The sequence below is a fragment of the Laceyella sacchari genome (assembly GCF_004343255.1).
GTDB lineage: Bacteria > Bacillota > Bacilli > Thermoactinomycetales > Thermoactinomycetaceae > Laceyella > Laceyella sacchari.
The window spans coordinates 1-18,654 of the sequence record NZ_SMDD01000003.1; the positions used below are offsets into that span (position 1 = coordinate 1).

General features: G+C 50.5%; 16 protein-coding genes. All 16 read right to left on the minus strand.

The window, feature by feature from the left end:
• Positions 1 to 816: 816 nt before the first annotated feature.
• Positions 817 to 2,529 carry a proline--tRNA ligase gene (locus EDC32_RS10470; protein ID WP_132222073.1) on the minus strand — a complete coding sequence of 571 codons (1,713 nt, stop codon included), beginning with the start codon at positions 2,527 to 2,529 and terminating at the stop codon, positions 817 to 819.
• A 238-nt stretch (positions 2,530 to 2,767) separates the two neighbouring features.
• A complete protein-coding gene (rseP, locus tag EDC32_RS10475; protein WP_132222075.1) occupies positions 2,768 to 4,027 on the minus strand; it encodes an RIP metalloprotease RseP in 1,260 nt (419 codons plus the stop codon).
• Between the two features lie 41 nt (positions 4,028 to 4,068).
• Complete coding sequence (locus EDC32_RS10480; RefSeq protein ID WP_132222077.1) at positions 4,069 to 5,226, minus strand: 1-deoxy-D-xylulose-5-phosphate reductoisomerase; 1,158 nt, start codon at positions 5,224 to 5,226, stop codon at positions 4,069 to 4,071.
• 15 nt (positions 5,227 to 5,241) lie between these two features.
• Positions 5,242 to 6,039: a phosphatidate cytidylyltransferase gene (locus EDC32_RS10485; RefSeq protein ID WP_132222079.1), complete on the minus strand. Its 798-nt coding sequence runs from the start codon at positions 6,037 to 6,039 to the stop codon at positions 5,242 to 5,244.
• Positions 6,040 to 6,057: 18 nt separating this feature from the next.
• On the minus strand, positions 6,058 to 6,849 hold the full coding sequence (locus EDC32_RS10490) for an undecaprenyl pyrophosphate synthase (protein ID WP_132222081.1): 792 nt from the start codon (positions 6,847 to 6,849) through the stop codon (positions 6,058 to 6,060).
• A gap of 168 nt (positions 6,850 to 7,017) precedes the next feature.
• Positions 7,018 to 7,572: a ribosome recycling factor gene (frr, locus tag EDC32_RS10495; protein WP_022736261.1), complete on the minus strand. Its 555-nt coding sequence runs from the start codon at positions 7,570 to 7,572 to the stop codon at positions 7,018 to 7,020.
• Between the two features lie 2 nt (positions 7,573 to 7,574).
• Positions 7,575 to 8,300 carry a UMP kinase gene (gene pyrH / locus EDC32_RS10500; protein ID WP_132222083.1) on the minus strand — a complete coding sequence of 242 codons (726 nt, stop codon included), beginning with the start codon at positions 8,298 to 8,300 and terminating at the stop codon, positions 7,575 to 7,577.
• An 81-nt stretch (positions 8,301 to 8,381) separates the two neighbouring features.
• Positions 8,382 to 9,035 (minus strand): translation elongation factor Ts, encoded by a 654-nt coding sequence (gene tsf, locus EDC32_RS10505; protein WP_132222085.1) that lies wholly within the window; start codon positions 9,033 to 9,035, stop codon positions 8,382 to 8,384.
• A gap of 81 nt (positions 9,036 to 9,116) precedes the next feature.
• Complete coding sequence (gene rpsB, locus EDC32_RS10510; protein WP_022736264.1) at positions 9,117 to 9,824, minus strand: 30S ribosomal protein S2; 708 nt, start codon at positions 9,822 to 9,824, stop codon at positions 9,117 to 9,119.
• 167 nt (positions 9,825 to 9,991) lie between these two features.
• Entirely contained in the window at positions 9,992 to 10,759 is a 768-nt protein-coding gene (codY, locus tag EDC32_RS10515) for a GTP-sensing pleiotropic transcriptional regulator CodY (RefSeq protein WP_132222966.1), read from the minus strand.
• A gap of 17 nt (positions 10,760 to 10,776) precedes the next feature.
• Positions 10,777 to 12,183, minus strand: a complete 1,407-nt coding sequence (gene hslU / locus EDC32_RS10520; protein ID WP_211341922.1) for an ATP-dependent protease ATPase subunit HslU — start codon at positions 12,181 to 12,183, stop codon at positions 10,777 to 10,779.
• Position 12,184: 1 nt separating this feature from the next.
• Complete coding sequence (gene hslV / locus EDC32_RS10525) at positions 12,185 to 12,724, minus strand: ATP-dependent protease subunit HslV (RefSeq protein ID WP_132222089.1); 540 nt, start codon at positions 12,722 to 12,724, stop codon at positions 12,185 to 12,187.
• Positions 12,725 to 13,033: 309 nt separating this feature from the next.
• Positions 13,034 to 14,350 (minus strand): FADH(2)-oxidizing methylenetetrahydrofolate--tRNA-(uracil(54)-C(5))-methyltransferase TrmFO, encoded by a 1,317-nt coding sequence (gene trmFO / locus EDC32_RS10530; RefSeq protein ID WP_132222091.1) that lies wholly within the window; start codon positions 14,348 to 14,350, stop codon positions 13,034 to 13,036.
• 15 nt (positions 14,351 to 14,365) lie between these two features.
• Complete coding sequence (topA, locus tag EDC32_RS10535) at positions 14,366 to 16,441, minus strand: type I DNA topoisomerase (RefSeq protein WP_132222093.1); 2,076 nt, start codon at positions 16,439 to 16,441, stop codon at positions 14,366 to 14,368.
• Positions 16,442 to 16,566: 125 nt separating this feature from the next.
• Positions 16,567 to 17,658: a DNA-processing protein DprA gene (dprA, locus tag EDC32_RS10540; protein WP_132222095.1), complete on the minus strand. Its 1,092-nt coding sequence runs from the start codon at positions 17,656 to 17,658 to the stop codon at positions 16,567 to 16,569.
• A gap of 64 nt (positions 17,659 to 17,722) precedes the next feature.
• Entirely contained in the window at positions 17,723 to 18,628 is a 906-nt protein-coding gene (sucD, locus tag EDC32_RS10545) for a succinate--CoA ligase subunit alpha (protein WP_022736271.1), read from the minus strand.
• Positions 18,629 to 18,654: the final 26 nt, after the last annotated feature.

The window sequence follows — 18,654 nt, forward strand, 5'->3', positions numbered from 1 at the left end:
TGCAACATCGACGATCTAAGAAGGATCTCCTTCTTAACCTCGTTGCTTTATTCCATATCTAATTTTCAAGGTGCGTCTCTCTTTGTTATCACCGCATCGCGGCGACAAGAAATAATATATCACGCCTATAAAATCATTGCAAGTAGTTTTTTAGAAAAAATATAGCTTTCTTTTTCACAGCGATCTCGCATCTTCTCAAAAGCCAGTGTTATCAAGCACTTTGCTGTTATCAATTCTATCACGCACATAAATAAATCTCTTTCTAATATAAAAACCTGATGAGCCGAAGAAGCGAACAAATCACCCAAAGGACGCTTTCACGGAATCAGATACAAGCTCCTATCTTCCCCGATAAATGCGTCGTGCTGATGCCTACTCCTCAAGCTGAATTTTTATGATGAATAAACATGTCACATTCATGCAGAGGGGAACGATTTTGATAGGTATCACTCGGCACACTCCTATTTGCACCGCATGATCCATCATTTCTCGGCCAACACCATACGTTAAACATCAAAGCAGGAGATTTTCCATGACAAAGCAACCCAAAGGAATGTATAGAACAAAAAAATGTATGTAATCATTTGAGTTAGTTATGAATAGCGCTCGGAAGTATTTATTTATTTGATGGACAAGTCTTACTTTGTAGAGAAGATAGGTGTTAAAACGGCTTTTGATCTAAAAATAGTCAGCAACCAGTCTTTGCTACTTGATTATTCCATTTATCTTTAAACCCTCTTTAATAACATGCGATCACACACAACAAAAAACCCCTTTCTCCAAATTGATTTGGGAAAGGGGGTTCTTTCACATAACTTATTGGTCAGCTCGCTTAATCCAAGCCGGCAATTCATTCAGCAGATCGGCAACCGCCACTTCCTTACTCTCGCCCGAGCGGCGCAGTTTGATCTCAACGAGACCCTCACCCGCTTTGGCTCCCACAGTGATCCGGACGGGAATGCCGAGCAGGTCGGCATCTTTGAATTTCACGCCTGCCCGCTCCAAACGGTCGTCAAACAGAACTTCGATGCCCGCTTGCTTCAATTCCGCATACAAGCTCTCGGCCACCTTGCTCTGTTCTTCATTCTTCATATTGACGGCAATCAGGTGAACAGTGAACGGTGCCACCGCAACCGGCCAGATAATGCCGTTTTCGTCATGGTGCTGTTCAATGACAGACGCCACCACACGGGAAATACCGATTCCATAGCAACCCATGATGAAAGGTTGTTCCTTTCCATTTGCGTCCAAGAAACGGGCGTTCATCGCTTCACTGTAGCGCGTGCCTAGTTTAAAGACATGGCCCACTTCAATTCCGCGCTTAAAATGGATCGCGCCGCCGCAACGCGGGCAAACGTCACCTTCTTGGATGTTGCGCAGATCGCCCACCAAATCGACAGTAAAGTCACGATCGACCTGAACGTGCATCAGATGAGCGTCTACTTCATTGGCACCCACAATCAGGCTACCCAACTGCATGACGGCTTGGTCTGCCAGCACCTTCACCTGTTCCTTCAAGCCGACCGGCCCCACAAACCCGCTCGGAACGCCAGCCACTCGGCGAACAGTTTCCTCATCTGCCAATTCACACACGGTGCCTTCCAACAGATTTTTCACTTTCACATCATTCACTTCGTGGTCACCGCGCACCAGAACCAGCACAGGTTCACCGTCAACAACGAACAACAAGCTTTTCACCAACCGTTCCGGGCCCACTTGCAAGAATGACGCGACTTCTTCAATCGAGCGTTTTCCTGGGGTGGCTACCTTTTCAATAGCTGAGCCTGCCACTCGCTCCTCTGCTTGCGTTTCGCCAACGACGGTCGCCATCTCAATATTAGCCGCGTAGTCACACGAAGCACACATCGCGATCGTATCTTCACCGGCATCAGACAAGACCATGAATTCATGGGTGCCTTTCCCACCAATTGCCCCTGCATCCGCTTCTACCGCACGGAAGTCAAGACCCAATCGGGTGAAAATGTTTTGGTAAGCTTGGTACATGTCTTCATACGTTTTGTCAAGCGACTCCCGATCAGCATGGAAAGAATAGGCGTCTTTCATCAAAAACTCACGCCCGCGCAACAGGCCGGAGCGAGGCCGTTTTTCGTCACGGAATTTGGTTTGGATCTGGTACAGGGACATAGGCAGTTTTTTGTAGGAATTGATCTCTCCCCGCAACAGATTGGTAATCACCTCTTCATGGGTCGGCCCAGCCGCGAATTCCCGGTCATGGCGGTCTTTCACTTTGAACAGTTCCGGGCCGTACGCGTCCCAACGACCCGTCTCTTGCCACAGTTCAGATGGATGGAGTGCTGGGAGCAACAACTCTTGGGCTCCAATGCGATCCATCTCTTCCCGCACGATGTTCGACACTTTGTTTAAGACGCGATATCCCAATGGCAGATATGTATAAATTCCCGCCGCCAATTGGCGGATATATCCCGCCCGTAACATCAATTGATGGCTGACCATTTCCGCTTCACTTACCGTACGCAAAGTCGGCATAAGTGCATTTTTTTGCCGCATACAACAATCCCTCTCTTTTTCCATTACGCTACATCACTCATAATCATACAAAAAATCACGAAGAGATAAAAGCCGATGTTTTATTTCCCCTTCGCTTCACACATGACAAATGGCATCAGGTACATCGTTTCCCAACACTTCAACAGCCCACTTAATTGGCTTGGCACGCATCGGATGCAAATTCACGACATGAGAAAAACCGAAGCCCATCTCAGATGAACTTCGGTTTAATTGAAACCTACGAAAAAAAGATCTTTCTGATGTCGTTGTATGTAACGAAAATCATCAGCATCATCAACAGTGCAAAGCCGACAAAATGCACCATGCTTTCTTTCGTGGGGTCAATCGGCCGGCGACGGATTGCCTCCAAACCGATAAAAACAAGCCGACTGCCATCTAGGGCCGGAATAGGAAGCAGGTTGAAAATCCCCAAGTTTAAACTCAACAGTGCGGTGATCTGGATCAAAGGTTCGATCCCGCTCTGAGCGGCCTTCCCGGTGATATTACCCATCTGGACCGGACCGCCGAGGCTTTCAACAGACATTTGGCCTGTCACCAATTTGCCAAGGCTGTCCACGATCATAACCGTCCAATCATACGTCTTGGTAAATCCTGCACCGATCGCTTCCCCGAACGAAGCATCCCGTCTCATCTCATCTTGGAGAAACTGCACACCGATTTGATACAATTCCCCATTTTTTTGAGGGGTGACCCCGAATTCCTTCACCTGCTCACCGCGCTTGACGGTCACCTTCACTTCCTGGCCTTTGGACTCGATCAACGCATACCGCAATTGATCCATATTCCGGACTTCTTTGCCATCAACCGCCGTGATCAAATCCCCAGCCTGGATACCGGCTTTGGCTGCAGGCGAATTGGCCACTACTTCATCCACTGGCAACCGATCTTCGATTCCAGACATCATCGTAAGCACGGTAAAGAGGATCACCGTCAACACAATGTTGAACAAGGGGCCGGCAAAAATGGCCATCGCCTTTTGTCCAGTCGTTTTAGAACCAAACTGACGATCCAAGGGTGCGATCTGCATCACATTTTTCTGATCGTAATGAATCATCGCCTGGGGATGCAGTGCATAGCGATGCTCGCGGCCATCTTGATCTTCGAGCAAGATGTAAAGCTCCTTCTCCAAGTCAGCCTCCACCACGCGACCCATTACGACCGCTTGATCTTGTTGCGGCGGCTCGTAAAGGTAGACATGATCCAGCTTGTCTGCCGTCTGCGTAGCATAAACAAGCGTGCCCGTTTTCAACTCCACCAACTCGGCATCTTCACCAGCCATGCGCACAAAGCCGCCCAACGGCAAGGCCCGAATCGAATACAACGTTTCCCCGTGGATCTTACCGAAAATCTTCGGTCCAAAACCGATCGCAAACTCCCTGACCAATATCCCTGCACGCTTGGCGAAGAGAAAATGGCCCAACTCATGGATAAACACCAAAAAACTCAGCACCAATATAAACACAATCACTTGTTGCATGGGTTTTCACCACCATCCGGTAATCAACAGCCTCAAACCATCTACACCGAGTGCAGCATGACGTCGGAAGCAAATTGCCGTGCCCACATGTCGGCTTCATCAATTTCTTCCAGCGATGGGCAGGAAACCGGAGTGTGCGCATTTAGCGCTCGCTCCAACACTTCTTCGATCATCAAGAAGGAACAGTTTCCTTTGAGGAAGGCGGCGACTGCAACTTCATTGGCCGCATTTAAAACGGTCGTCATGGTTCCTCCAGCTTTACCCGCTTCATAAGCCATCCGCAAACACGGATACCGGTTAAAATCAGCTGGGCGGAAATCGAGCCGAGCCAACTTCAGCAAGTCCAACCGCTCTGTCATCAGCGGCAACCGGCGCGGATAGGACAGCGCGTATTGGATAGGCACTTTCATATCCGGTGTGCCGAGCTGAGCCATGACCGCCCCATCGCGAAATTCGACCAAGGAATGAATAATGCTTTGAGGATGAAGAATTACATCTATTTTCTCATATGGCAAATCAAATAACCAGTGTGCTTCAATCACTTCAAAGCCTTTGTTCATCATCGTTGCCGAATCGATGGTGACTTTGGCGCCCATGGCCCAGTTCGGATGTTTCAGCGCCATTTCCACAGTAACGTCTTTCAACTCTTCCCTTGTGCGATCCCGGAAGGACCCACCGGAGGCGGTCACCAACAACCGCACAACATCTTCAAAATGTTCTCCGTTCAAACATTGAAAGATCGCGGAATGCTCGCTGTCGACGGGAAGAATGGGGACACCGTTCCGTTTGGCTTCGGCTGTGACGATATGACCTGCCGTCACCAGTGTTTCTTTGTTGGCTAAGGCCACTTTCTTCTTCGCCCGAATGGCGGCCAAGGTAGGCCTTAACCCCGCACTCCCCACCAACGCCGACAAAACAACCGTCGCATCCTGATGTGCCGCCACTTCTAGCATGCCTTTCTCGCCCCACAACACGTTGATGTGGGATGGGATTTCCCGTGCCACTCGCTCAGCCGCCTCTTTCGTTTTCATGGCGACAAGCAATGGTTGAAATTGTTTTACTTGCTCAATCATTTTATCGACATTGGTTCCGGCAGCCAGGGCAACCACTTGATATTCCTCTGGATGCTGTGCAACCACATCCAACGTACTCGTCCCAATTGAGCCCGTCGAGCCGAGAATCGCTATCTTCTCCGGCATCTTTATTCCTCCCCTTTACACCACCTGAAACAGATACAAGATGATAAACGTGAAAATAAGACTATCAAAACGATCCAACACACCGCCATGTCCGGGCAATATGGTGCCGGAATCCTTCACGCCTACACTTCGTTTCCAAGCGGACTCCACCAAATCGCCCACTTGCCCCACGATCGTGATCAACAAACCGATTCCAATTGCAAACATAATGTTGCCCAATCCCGACACAATGCAGATGATCAGACTCATTATCAGTCCAAACAGCACTCCGCCGAGCGATCCTTCAATCGTCTTATTGGGGCTGATGTCCGGCCACAATTTGCGTTGGCCCCATCGTTTGCCGATGAAATACGCACCTGAATCATTGGCCCACGTTACCAAGATCGCCAACAGCGACCATGTCAAACCGTCCGGTTTCCAAATCGTCTGCATCATGTAGGAAAACCCATACCCTATATATATGGCACCGACAAACAGATAAGCCATCTGAAAGAGATCAAACCGATTTCGGCTCAGAACGATCAGAACCATGTAAAGGGCAAGGCCACACATCATGGGGGCGGGGTCCTGCAAGAAAGCCGCTGTGGGCAGCATATGCTCTTTTATCAAGCCGCTTAAAAACAACAGCGCAACAATCCCGACACCGATGAGCGTTTGCAAGCTGGTGAGGGGAGTCCGATTCATTTTGGCATATTCCAAAAACGAAAGAACGGCCAACAAAAACATCATACCCGTATACAGCCAGCCGCCTGCATAGGCGATGAGCAAGAATCCCACAGCCCCTAATACACCTGTAATGATACGTTCCTTCATATACTATTCCCCTGTCTATTACACCGCTCCAAACCGACGCGAACGACCTTGAAAGTCTTCGATCGCTTCATAGAATATTTCATCGGTAAAGTCAGGCCAAAGTACATCCGTAAACAACAGTTCGCTATACGCCAATTGCCACAACAAGAAATTGCTGACGCGGATTTCCCCGCTGGTGCGAATGACTAAGTCGGGATCAGGCAATCCCTTGGTCAACAAATATTGACTCATCAATTGTTCATTCACTTGTTCCTTATCAATATGACCATTTTGTACGTCATCTATAATCCGGTGAACGGCTTGAAGGATTTCATCCCGAGAACCGTAATTGATCGCAAAATTTAGGATAAGACCCGTATTATCTTTGGTTTTCTCTTCAAACGCCAACAGGGCTTGCTGAGTGGCCGAGGGAGTTTTGCTTTTCTCGCCCAGCATTTGCACTTTTACGTTACGCTCGATCAATTCATTCAAGTCGGTCTTCAAAAATTCAATAGGCAATTTCATCAAGTATTCCACTTCGTCTTGCGGACGTTTCCAATTCTCTGTGGAAAAGGAATAGAACGTTAGCACTTTGATTCCCAGCGCATCAGCGGCGCGAATGGTTTCGCGCACACGCTTCATTCCTTGGGCATGGCCCGCTGTACGCGGAAGGCCGCGCTTTTTGGCCCATCGCCCGTTTCCATCTGTGATGATGGCAACATGCTCCGGCAAGGGCGCAGACTTGATGGATTCCAACAGTTCCTCTTTCGTTCTTTTCGCGCCTTTATCTGGATTTTCTGCACTTACAAAGCGCTTCAACGATTTGATCATAGAACATTCCCCCGAACCAAGAACTCATCTCGCCAGGGCGTGTCATGAAAACGGCCCCCGGCCGTCTGACTTGTTCAGACACGCCCCAGACAAGCAAGGCTAATGTAGATAGAAAACCCCCTCGAAAGCGAAGGGGTTCCCACCCAGACCATGCTCTATTGAACCACGTTAAATCTCCATGATTTCTTTCTCTTTATCTCCCACCACTTGGTCCACTTCTTTGATGAAACGGTCTGTCAGTTTTTGAATTTCTTCTTGGCCACGACGGGAAGTGTCTTCAGGAATGTCTCCGTTTTTCTCCATTTTTTTCAGCTCATCATTGGCATCCCGGCGAACGTTACGGATGGCGATTTTCGCTTCTTCACCCATTTTGCGCGCCACTTTTACCAACTCAGTCCGGCGTTCTTCCGTCAGTGCCGGAATGGTGATGCGAATGACACTCCCGTCATTGGTTGGGGTCAACCCCAACTCCGATTTCAAGATCGCACGCTCAATCTCGTTCAGAACGGATTTGTCCCAAGGCTGGATCAACAGCGTGCGCGGGTCCGGCGCCGAGATGTTGGCGGTTTGGTTGATTGGCATCTCAGAACCATAATATTCAACCATCACCTTATCCAGAATCGCAGGATTAGCCCGTCCCGCACGCAGTGTCAACAAGTCTTTCTTCAACACTTGGATGGCCTTGTCCATTTTGTCTTGCGCCTGGTTTTTCACCTGGTTCATACTTATACGCTCCCCTTTACCAATGTTCCAATATGTTCTCCTAATAGAACGCGGCGAATATTGCCTTCTTCAGAGATGTTGAAGACAATCAGCGGAATATTGTTGTCCATGCACAGTGAGGAAGCAGTGGAGTCCATCACCTTCAGCCCTTTGCTGAGGATCTCGAGGTATGTGAGCGATTCATATTTTTCCGCATTGGGATCTTTGGAGGGATCGGCTGTGTAGACGCCGTCCACACCGTTTTTCGCCATCAAGATCACTTCCGCCTCAATTTCGGCAGCTCGAAGCGCGGCGGTCGTGTCTGTAGAGAAGAATGGGTTGCCGTTTCCAGCTGCAAAAATCACGACACGCCCTTTCTCCAGATGGCGAATTGCGCGCCGGCGGATGTAAGGCTCGGCCACTTGTCGCATTTCAATGGAAGATTGCACACGGGTGGGGACGTCCATGCTCTCCATCGCATCTTGCAATGCGAGGGAGTTCATCACTGTAGCCAGCATCCCCATATAATCGGCCGTGGCCCGGTCAATGCCCCGCTCGGACCCTTTAATCCCACGCCAGATATTGCCGCCGCCAACCACGACAGCCACTTCCACGCCAAGTTCCACAACCTCTTTGATCTGTTTGGCCAAAGAGTGAATCACATTAGATTCGATGCCGTAGCCCATTCCTCCTGCCAAAGCTTCACCGCTCAACTTCAAGACAACCCGTTTGTACTTGGGAGTACTCATGACGTTCCTCCGTTCCAACCAATATGCAACTTGTCTTAAAAAAAGGGGAACACATTGGCCGTGTTCCCCTATATAACTGCCTTAGTCTTTCTTCACTTGAGCCATTACTTCTTCTACGAAGTTGTCTTGGCGTTTTTCAAGACCTTCACCCATCTCGAAGCGGACGAAACGGCGAATGTTGATGTTTTCTCCAATTCTGGCGATCAATTCTTTGGTTACTTGGTCAATCGTTTTGTCGGAGTCTTTCACGAATGCTTGGTCAACCAAGCAGATTTCTTTGAAGTGTTTGGTCAGGCGGCCTTCCACCATTTTGTCGACGATGTTAGCCGGTTTGCCTTCTTGCAGGGCTTGTTGTCTGAGGATTTCACGCTCTTTTTCGATCTCTTCTTGTGGGATTTCTTCACGACGAACATATTTGGGGCTCATCGCAGCGATTTGCATCGCAACATCTTTAACGAATTGACGGAAATCTTCGTTTTTGGCAACGAAATCGGTCTCACAGTTTACTTCAACGAGCACGCCGATCCGTCCGCCAGCATGTATGTAGGATTCAACAATCCCCTCAGCCGCAATGCGGTCCGATTTTTTCTCAGCTTTGGCGATCCCTTTCTCACGCAGGTACTCGATCGCTTTGTTCATGTCCCCACCAGTTTCGGTGAGTGCTTTTTTACAATCCATCATGCCTGCGCCGGTTTTTTCGCGCAGTTCCTTTACCATAGCAGCAGTAATTGCCATGTGAGGTCCTCCTTAAGTTTTTTGCGTATAAAAAGGGGTGGGCAAGAAACGCATTTGTTTCATGCCACCCTCTTTCACTCATTAAGAAGCAGTTGTGCTTTGTTGCTCGCCTTGACGACCTTCCAAAATCGCATCAGCAATTTTGCCGGTGAACAGACGAACGGCACGGATGGCATCATCGTTACCCGGGATGACATAATCGACTTCGTCCGGATCGCAGTTGGTGTCAACAATCGCCACGATTGGGATGTTGAGCTTGCGAGCTTCGGCCACCGCGATGCGCTCTTTGCGCGGGTCGATCACGAAGAGAGCGTCAGGCAGTTTTTTCATGTGCTTGATGCCGCCCAAGAATTTCTCCAGTTTGGCTTGCTCCTTCTTCAGAAGAATAACTTCTTTTTTCGGAAGCACATCAAACGTGCCGTCTTCTTCCATACGCTCCAAATCATGCAGGCGCTCGATGCGTTTGCGGATGGTTTGGAAGTTGGTGAGCGTACCACCCAACCAACGGTGGTTCACATAGAACATATCGCAACGCGCAGCTTCTTCTTTCACTGCCTCTTGCGCTTGTTTTTTGGTACCAACGAACAGGACGTTGCCGCCGTTCGCAGACAGTTCGCGTACGAAGTTGTACGCTTGTTCCATCATTTTGACGGTTTTTTGCAGGTCGATGATGTAGATTCCGTTACGTTCGGTGAAGATGTACTTGCTCATTTTGGGGTTCCAACGACGGGTTTGGTGTCCGAAGTGTACCCCGGCTTCCAACAATTGTTTCATGGATACAACTGCCATATGGGTAAGTCCTCCTTAAGTTTGGTTTTTATCCTCCGCCGAAGTCATCGAGGACAGTAACCGGGATCAAACCGGCACCACCTGTCCGCTACCTCGACGTGTGTGTTCGCACCATTCAAGAATATACCATATCCCTATTCGGCTACGCAAGTTGTAATCGCGATTTGTTAAGAACTGCGTAGTTTTTCCAATGCCGGCGATAGATGGTCGTTTAAAATCTTGATGTGCGTCCCTTTCATGCCCAGTGAACGGGATTCGATAACACCCGCACTTTCCAGCTTCCGCAAGGCGTTAACGATAACCGAGCGGGTGATTCCGGCCCGATCCGCAATGCGGCTGGCGACCAGCAACCCTTCTTTGCCGTCCATCTCTTCAAAAATCTCCTCGACCGCCTCAAGTTCGCTGAAGGACAAAGAGTCGATCGCCAATTGCACCATGGCCCGGCACCGTGCGTCTCCCGCCGCTTTCTCCGCTTTTTGGCGGAAAATCTCCATGCCGACGACAGTCGCCGCCACTTCCGCCAACACCAGATCATCATGGACAAACGGATTACCCAGGCGCGCGAGCAACAATGTACCCAGCCGCTCACCCCCTCCCTGGATGGGAACAATGGTGAAATAAGGGGAAAGCGGCACCGGGTTGGCAAAATGTAATTCGCCCAGCGACTCAATATTGGCATTCGTTTCTGAGAATCCGAGCAATTGGGCGTTGATTTCGGCAGTAATCTTTTCACCCGCATTCATATTTTCAAGCTCTACTCCGGTTCCCGACACAGGACTTCCACATCCCAATATTTTCCCTTTGCGGCTGATCACATAGATGTTGCATGCGATCACCTCGCTCATGATGCGGGACATCTCCATAAAGCTGACCGCCCGTCCCTCTGCCTGTTGCAACAAGCGATTGATTCGCCTCGACTTGGACAGGAGATGCATCGCCCTCATTCTCCTCTCTATAAGATGTATTGACTCAAATCGCGATCCTCGGCAATATCCTGCAGGCGCTGTTTGACATATTGCGGCGTGATCGTAATTTCGCCCATTCTGATCTCAGGAGCCTCAAACGACAATTCTTCCAGGAGGCATTCCAGAATGGTGTGCAACCGCCGCGCTCCGATGTTTTCCGTGGAACGGTTCACTTCAGCGGCCAAGCGGGCCAATTCCTGAATGGCTTCAGGAGTGAATGTCACCTGAATCCCTTCGGTTTCTAACAAAGCCGTGTATTGTTTGATCAAAGCACTTTTCGGCTCAGTCAGAATGCGAACAAAGTCGTCGGCGGTCAAGTCATCCAGTTCAACCCGAATAGGGAACCGTCCTTGCAATTCGGGAATGAGATCGGAAGGTTTGGACACGTGGAAAGCCCCGGCAGCAATGAACAAGATATGGTCGGTTTTGACCGGGCCGTATTTGGTCATCACTGTAGAGCCTTCTACGATAGGCAGAATGTCCCGCTGAACCCCTTCTCGGGAAACATCCGGTCCGTGCCGGTCTTTGCCAGCGATTTTGTCAATCTCGTCAAGGAAGATGATGCCGGATTGTTCAACGCGCTCGATCGCGTCTTGGGTCACCATGTCCATGTCGATCAGCTTCTGGCCTTCCTGTTGAATCAAGACTTCGCGCGCGTCTTTCACTTTCAAACGGCGGCGCTTCTTTTTCTTAGGCATAAATTGCCCCAACATCTCTTGCATGTTCATGCCCATCTGGTCGATGCCCATGCCTTGAAACATATCCATCATGGGGGCTTGCTCTTCTACCTCAATTTCGATGATCTGTTCTTCCAACTCACCCCTTGCCAGTTTCTCCCTCATCTGTTGCCGCTCACTGCGTATGCGCGCTTGCTCACTGGGATCTTGCGCTTGGCTAGATGATCCGCTATTTTGCTGGAAAAGTAGCTCCAATGGATTTTTAAAGGCAGACGCCGCTTTTTTCTCCGGTACCAATATTTCGACAATTCGTTCATCCGCCAATTGTCGCGCCTGCTCTTTGACACTTTCCAATTTCTCCTGTTTTACCATACGAATACCTGTTTCAACCAGATCGCGCACCATTGATTCTACGTCGCGCCCTACATAGCCCACTTCGGTGAACTTGGTCGCCTCCAATTTGACGAACGGCGCTCCAACAAGCTTGGCCAAGCGGCGGGCAATCTCCGTTTTCCCGACACCTGTTGGACCGATCATCAAAATGTTTTTGGGCATCACTTCCTCTTTCAGGTCATCGGGCAAGAGCGAACGACGGTAACGGTTACGAAGCGCGATGGCCACTGCCCGTTTCGCTTTATCCTGGCCCACGATGTATTTATCCAATTCCGCCACAATTTGTCGTGGAGTCCATTTTTGTTGGGGATTCAATAGCGTCATGTCAAATCTCCTCCACAATGATTTGGTCATTGGTAAAGACACACACTTCACTGGCAATACTGAGTGCGGCATATGCGATTTCCCGCGCTGTCAGATCAGGAGCATACCGTTTTAACGCCCTCCCGGCGGACAATGCATAGCTCCCGCCTGATCCGATGGCCAACACTTCGTCATCGGGTTCGATCACTTCCCCCGTCCCCGAGATGAGAAGCAATTGCTCACGGTTCAGTACGATCATCATCGCCTCCAATTGGCGCAACATTTTATCCGTCCGCCACTCTTTAGCCAGCTCGACAGCGGCACGGGCCAGATTGCCGTGAAACTCCTCCAGCTTGGCTTCAAACTTCTCAAACAGGGTGATGGCGTCGGCAACAGAGCCGGCAAATCCGGCCAACACTTGCCCTTTATACAAACGGCGCACTTTTTTAGCACCGTGCTTCATGATCATTTGATTGCCAAAAGTCACTTGCCCGTCTCCAGCAATGGCGGCCTCTCCTTTATGCCTCACCGCAAAAATCGTGGTGGCGTGGAATTGACCCATATCGTGATTTCCTCCTCTTTGGTACGTCAGATTCAGCATAATCCGTGCGCCAATCCAGCTTGAAGGAGGGGTAAGATAACGGCAAGCCCATATCTATGATTTCAGTCGATGACACGAAAGGCGGCGGGCCTCTCCCTGAGAGCTGAAGGTGTCATACTCCTGCTAAGCTTCAGGTTGCCCGCTCTCCTCCTTTTGTTTGGCAATCAACTTGCTTACAGGCTTCCAGCCGCTTTCTCTTTCACCCACAGGTCATTGGTCTCATCCAATCCTGTCGAATCTTGCGCTCCTTCTACCCACAGTGGCCGTCGATCAGCAATCGGCCACCTGGCGAGCAAACACTGCAATTTCTTCCAGCGCTCGCTCTGCATATTTTTCCGCACGTTCTTTTTTACCCCGAATCCGCACAGGCAACTCCTCAAATAATCCAAAATTGGCATTCATCGGTTGGAAATGTTTGGGATCGGCTGTGGTAATATAGTGTGCCAAGCTGCCAATAGCCGTCGTTTTGGGCGGTACAGTCAATTCCTGCCCTTGTACCAACCGGGCGGCATTGATCCCCGCAATCAAACCCGCGGCGGCCGATTCCACATACCCTTCCACTCCCGTCATCTGTCCCGCAAAAAACAAGTCTTCACGTTCGCGGAATTGGTACGTCGGCTTCAACAGTTTGGGGGAATTGATAAATGTGTTGCGGTGCATGACGCCATACCGGACAATCTCGGCATTTTCCAAACCAGGGATTAATTGAATCACTTCTTTCTGCGGTCCCCACTTCAAATGGGTTTGGAAACCGACGATGTTAAACAAGGTACCCGCACTGTTGTCTTGGCGCAACTGGACGACGGCGTAAGGCCGTTTCCCCGTTCGCGGATCGATCAATCCGACCGGTTTCATCGTGCCGAAAAGCAGTGTTTTCTTACCCCGCTTGGCCAACACCTCAATCGGCATGCATCCCTCGAAGTATATCTCTTTTTCAAATTCCTTCAACGGGGCTGTCTCGGCCGAGACAAGCGCTTCATAAAAGCGGTCAAATTCCTCTTCGGTCATCGGACAATTCAAATAGGCTGCTTCCCCTTTGTCATAGCGGGACGCCACAAACACCTTCTCCATGTCGATGCTCTCTTTTTCTACAATCGGAGCAGCGGCATCATAAAAATACAGATACTCTTCCCCTGTCAGCTCCTTTAACCGTGCGGACAGCGACGCCGACGTCAGTGGCCCGGTCGCGATTACCACCGGCCCATCCGGAATGGTTTCCAGCTCTTCATTTACTACTTCCACAAGAGGATGATTGTGAAGCGTGTCGGTGATCTCTTGCGAAAAGCCTTCCCGGTCAACCGCCAGCGCCCCTCCCGCCGGAACAGCATGTTTATCCGCGGCGCGCATGATTAAGGAATCCAGGCGGCGCATCTCTTCCTTCAGAATACCGACTGCGTTGGTCAAGGTAGCGGCGCGCAGAGAATTGCTGCACACCAACTCAGCAAACTGGCCTCCGCGGTGGGCCGGCGTCATTTTGACAGGCCGCATTTCATACAGCTTGACGCGCACACCCCGTTCTGCCAACTGCCATGCGGCTTCACTGCCGGCAAGGCCAGCACCAACGACGGTCACAACTGGTTGTGTCATGGTTATCTTCTCTCCTTAGTCCTTCGTTTCTTCGTTGTAGTCACATGAGGTGCAACGAATCACCGTTCCCTTTTTCCCTCTTTTCTCCACCATCATCCCTTTGCACTTGGGGCAAGGGCGCGCGACCGGCGCATCCCATGAAACGAATTCACAGTCGGGGTATCGGTTGCAACCATAAAAGGTTCGTTGTTTTTTGCTTTTGCGTTCGACCACTTCACCTTGTTTGCATTCTGGGCACGTCACTCCGGTCGACTTGACGATGGCTTTGGTATTGCGGCATTCCGGAAACGCGGAGCAAGCCAAAAACTTGCCGAAACGGCCAAATTTGTACACCATCGGACTGCCGCATTTCTCACATACTTCATCGGAAACCTCATCTTCCAGCTCTACTTCTGCCATCTCTTTTTCAGCCGTCTGTAACCGCTTTTGAAACGGCTGGTAAAAGTGGTCTAGGACTTGAATCCAATCCGCTTTTCCCTCTTCCACTTGATCCAAGTCATCTTCCATATTCGCCGTGAATTTCACATCCAAAATCTCCGGGAAGAATTCTCCGATCAATTGGATCACAATCTCTCCCAACTCAGAGGGAACAAACCGTTTCTCTTTCAAAAACACATATCCACGCTTCTGGATCGTTTCCAACGTGGGCGCATAGGTACTAGGCCGCCCGATTCCTTTCTCTTCCAGCTCTTTCACCAAGCTCGCCTCGGAATAGCGCGGAGGCGGCTGGGTAAAGTGCTGTTTTGGGTCGATGCGTTTCCGTTTGAGGGTTTGCCCCTCAGTAAGCGGCGGCAACAACTGATCTTCTTCCTTTTTATTTTCGTCATTGCCCTCCACATACACTTTCATAAATCCGGCAAACTTCAGCTTCGACCCCGTGGCTCGGAACAAAGCGTCTCCCGCGCGGATATCTGCCGTAACCGAATCAAAAACCGCCGTTGCCATCTGTGAAGCGACAAACCGCTCCCAGATCAGTTTGTACAGTCGAAACTGATCCCGTGACAAATACTCTTTGATATCCGCCGGCTTTCGCAGGACAGATGTCGGGCGGATCGCTTCATGGGCGTCTTGCGCACCTGCTTTTTTCTTGTGCGTGCGTGGGGACGCCGGTAAGTATTCTTTGCCATAAGTCTGTTCGATGTAAGCTTTCGCTTCAGCCTGGGCCGTCTCTGAGATGCGGGTAGAGTCGGTACGCATATATGTGATCAATCCGACTGTTCCCTCTTTGCCGAGATCGATCCCTTCATACAACTGTTGTGCGACGGCCATCGTTTTTTGGGCGCGGAAGTTCAATTTGCGCGCCGCTTCCTGTTGCAACGTGCTAGTGATAAACGAGGGAGCAGGATTGCGTTTGCGTTCGCTCGTCTTGATTTCCTCGACGATAAAGCGCTTCCCTTTGATGTCAGCAAGCAGTTTATCTACTTCTTCCGCACTCTTCAATTCTGTTTTCTTATTGTGGTAACCGTGGAATTTCGCTTCCACCTCATCTTCGCCACTAGCCAAGACGGCCGTAACCGTCCAATATTCTTCAGGGACGAATTGCCGAATCTCCAACTCGCGATCCATGATTAACTTGACCGCAACGGATTGCACGCGCCCCGCGCTCAACCCTTTTTTCACCTTTTTCCACAAAATCGGGCTGATCCCGTAGCCAACGAGCCGATCCAAGATACGACGCGCCTGTTGCGCATTGACTAAATCCATGTTGATCTTACGTGGATGTTTAAAAGCGTCCTTCACCGCTTGTTTGGTAATTTCGTTAAACACCACGCGGCATTCCTGATCGAGTGGCACGTCGAGAATATGCGCCAAATGCCAAGCAATCGCTTCCCCTTCGCGGTCAGGGTCGGCGGCCAGATACACGCGCTTCACTTTCTTTTTGGCCTGGCGCAACTCTTTCAAGACATCCCCTTTTCCCCGAACGGTAATGTACTTGGGTGTGAATTTATCTTCCACATTGACTCCCATTTGGCTCTTTGGCAAGTCGCGCACATGCCCCATCGAAGCCTTGACAATGTATTTGCTCCCTAAGTATTTTTTAATGGTTTTGGCTTTCGCGGGCGATTCGACAATAACCAGCGAATCGGCCATAAGATGGCCCTCCCCTCAACAGTATCGCCATGTATTCTACGGATGTTTTTTACACTCGTATTTGTAACAATACCAAATTTGATGTTCATTATTCAACTGAGAAAAGAATCACGCATCAGTCACAGCTATTTGCGAATGTACTGCCCTCCCGGCATGGAGGCGATCATACCCTTCAGTTCCAAACTTAGCAAGGACTGATGAATCTGACCAAATTCCCACTTCGTCCCCGACAAGCTCATGATCCGGTCAATCGACACGGGCCGATCAGGCGCCACTCGCTCCAGCAACCACTGTTCCGCTTCCGTCAAATCCGAAGAGGTGACCGTATCTTGTTGAACGGCTTGATTATACGCCACAAATGGAATTTCTTCCAATATATCTTCTACCGAACGCACGCATTTGGCTCCCTGTTGGATCAATTTTAGTGTCCCCTGGCTTTGCGTTGTTGTGATGGGGCCGGGCACGGCGAATACTTCCCGCCCTTGTTCCATGCTAAAATCGGCAGTGATCAACGATCCTGACCGCTCCGCAGCTTCCACTACCAACGTGCCCAGGGACAATCCGCTAATGATGCGGTTGCGCCGCGGAAATAAACCCGGGTGCGGTGGAGTCCCTGGAGGCATTTCGGAAACAACAAGCCCCCGGTTGGTCAATTCTTGATACAACGTCCGATGATTCTTGGGATAGATCACATCAATGCCCGCCCCCAGCACAGCAATCGTCCGCCCTGTTGATTTTAACACGGCGCGGTGTGCTTCCCCGTCGATGCCATTGGCCATCCCGCTGGTGACGACGAGCCCCTGTTCGGCCAGCGCTTGCGCCAACATACGCGTAACCCGCAATCCGTAAGGCGTGGGCTTACGAGTTCCCACCACGGCCACGCTCGGCTCCCCCAGCAAAGAACGGTCACCCTTACAAAATAATACCCACGGTGGTTGCGCGATTTCCGTCAGGTACAAAGGATATGCCTCATCAAAGCGAGTGATGACTTCGATCCCGTCCGCTGCCCATGCTTCTACCTGCTGGGACAGAGAATGGGCACAGGCTTTGGCCCGGTCGACCACCCGCTCGGCGACGCCCAACATCCGCAATATATTCAACATCTCGCCGACGCTGATGTGCGTTGGTTCCCCTGCAAGCCGCATAAACCGATCAACCGTCTGCCAACCGATCCCTTCCACTTGACTCAGTATGATACAACATTCACGTTTCTCCATACAAGTCACTTCCCCTCCAGGAAAAAAATAAGGGAACCCGGCGAGAGGTTCCCTTGGATCGTTGTTATTTACCTGTGGTGCAAGCGTCTAACAACCCTCGTTCTTTCAATACGTTCACCAATGTTTCGCCAATAACGGACGGAGTCGGTGCCACCGTCACACCGCAACGTTGCAGGGTGGCGATTTTCTCGGCTGCGGTACCTTTGCCGCCAGAGATGATTGCGCCGGCATGGCCCATCCGTTTTCCTGGAGGCGCGGTTTGACCGCCGATGAAACCAACAACCGGTTTGGTCATGTTCGCTTTAATCCATTCAGCTGCTTCCTCTTCAGCTGTGCCACCGATTTCCCCGATCATCACAACTGCTTTGGTCTCTGGATCAGCTTCAAAGGCCCGCAAGCAATCGATGAAATCGGTGCCATTGACAGGGTCGCCCCCGATGCCCACAGCGGTGGACTGGCCGATACCACGGGTGGACAATTGGTGAACCGCTTCGTAGGTCAGCGTTCCACTGCGCGAAACGATACCCACGTGGCCTGGTTGGTGGATATATCCTGGCATAATCCCAATTTTGCACTCGCCGGGGGTGATAACACCTGGACAGTTCGGACCGATGAGGCGTGTCTTCTTGCCTTCCATATACCGTTTCACTTTCACCATGTCCAGAACCGGAATCCCTTCTGTGATGCACACAACCAGATCCAACTCAGCGTCAACGGCCTCCATGATCGAATCGGCAGCAAACGCTGGCGGAACGTAAATAACGGAAGCGTTCGCTCCGGTCGCCGCCACTGCTTCTCTCACCGTGTTGAATACAGGTACGCCTTCAACCTCGGTGCCACCTTTGCCCGGGGTAACCCCGCCCACCACTTTGGTGCCGTACTCCAGCGCCTGTTTGGTATGGAACAAGCCGGTTGCTCCTGTAATCCCTTGCGTAATCACTTTCGTATCTTTGTTCACAAAAATGCTCACTTTATAAACCCACCTTTCTCGGGCGT

Coding starts and splice junctions, on each gene's coding strand:
- dprA (WP_132222095.1), bottom strand. CDS start 17,658: ATGGAGAAACGTGAATGTTGTATCATACTGAGTCAAGTGGAAGGGATC.
- EDC32_RS10490 (WP_132222081.1), bottom strand. CDS start 6,849: ATGATCAAATCGTTGAAGCGCTTTGTAAGTGCAGAAAATCCAGATAAA.
- pyrH (WP_132222083.1), bottom strand. CDS start 8,300: ATGAGTACTCCCAAGTACAAACGGGTTGTCTTGAAGTTGAGCGGTGAA.
- trmFO (WP_132222091.1), bottom strand. CDS start 14,350: ATGACACAACCAGTTGTGACCGTCGTTGGTGCTGGCCTTGCCGGCAGT.
- EDC32_RS10480 (WP_132222077.1), bottom strand. CDS start 5,226: ATGCCGGAGAAGATAGCGATTCTCGGCTCGACGGGCTCAATTGGGACG.
- frr (WP_022736261.1), bottom strand. CDS start 7,572: ATGAACCAGGTGAAAAACCAGGCGCAAGACAAAATGGACAAGGCCATC.
- rseP (WP_132222075.1), bottom strand. CDS start 4,027: ATGCAACAAGTGATTGTGTTTATATTGGTGCTGAGTTTTTTGGTGTTT.
- codY (WP_132222966.1), bottom strand. CDS start 10,759: ATGCATCTCCTGTCCAAGTCGAGGCGAATCAATCGCTTGTTGCAACAG.
- tsf (WP_132222085.1), bottom strand. CDS start 9,035: ATGGCAATTACTGCTGCTATGGTAAAGGAACTGCGCGAAAAAACCGGC.
- EDC32_RS10485 (WP_132222079.1), bottom strand. CDS start 6,039: ATGAAGGAACGTATCATTACAGGTGTATTAGGGGCTGTGGGATTCTTG.
- hslV (WP_132222089.1), bottom strand. CDS start 12,724: ATGGGTCAATTCCACGCCACCACGATTTTTGCGGTGAGGCATAAAGGA.
- topA (WP_132222093.1), bottom strand. CDS start 16,441: ATGGCCGATTCGCTGGTTATTGTCGAATCGCCCGCGAAAGCCAAAACC.
- hslU (WP_211341922.1), bottom strand. CDS start 12,183: ATGACGCTATTGAATCCCCAACAAAAATGGACTCCACGACAAATTGTG.
- EDC32_RS10470 (WP_132222073.1), bottom strand. CDS start 2,529: ATGCGGCAAAAAAATGCACTTATGCCGACTTTGCGTACGGTAAGTGAA.
- rpsB (WP_022736264.1), bottom strand. CDS start 9,824: ATGGCAGTTGTATCCATGAAACAATTGTTGGAAGCCGGGGTACACTTC.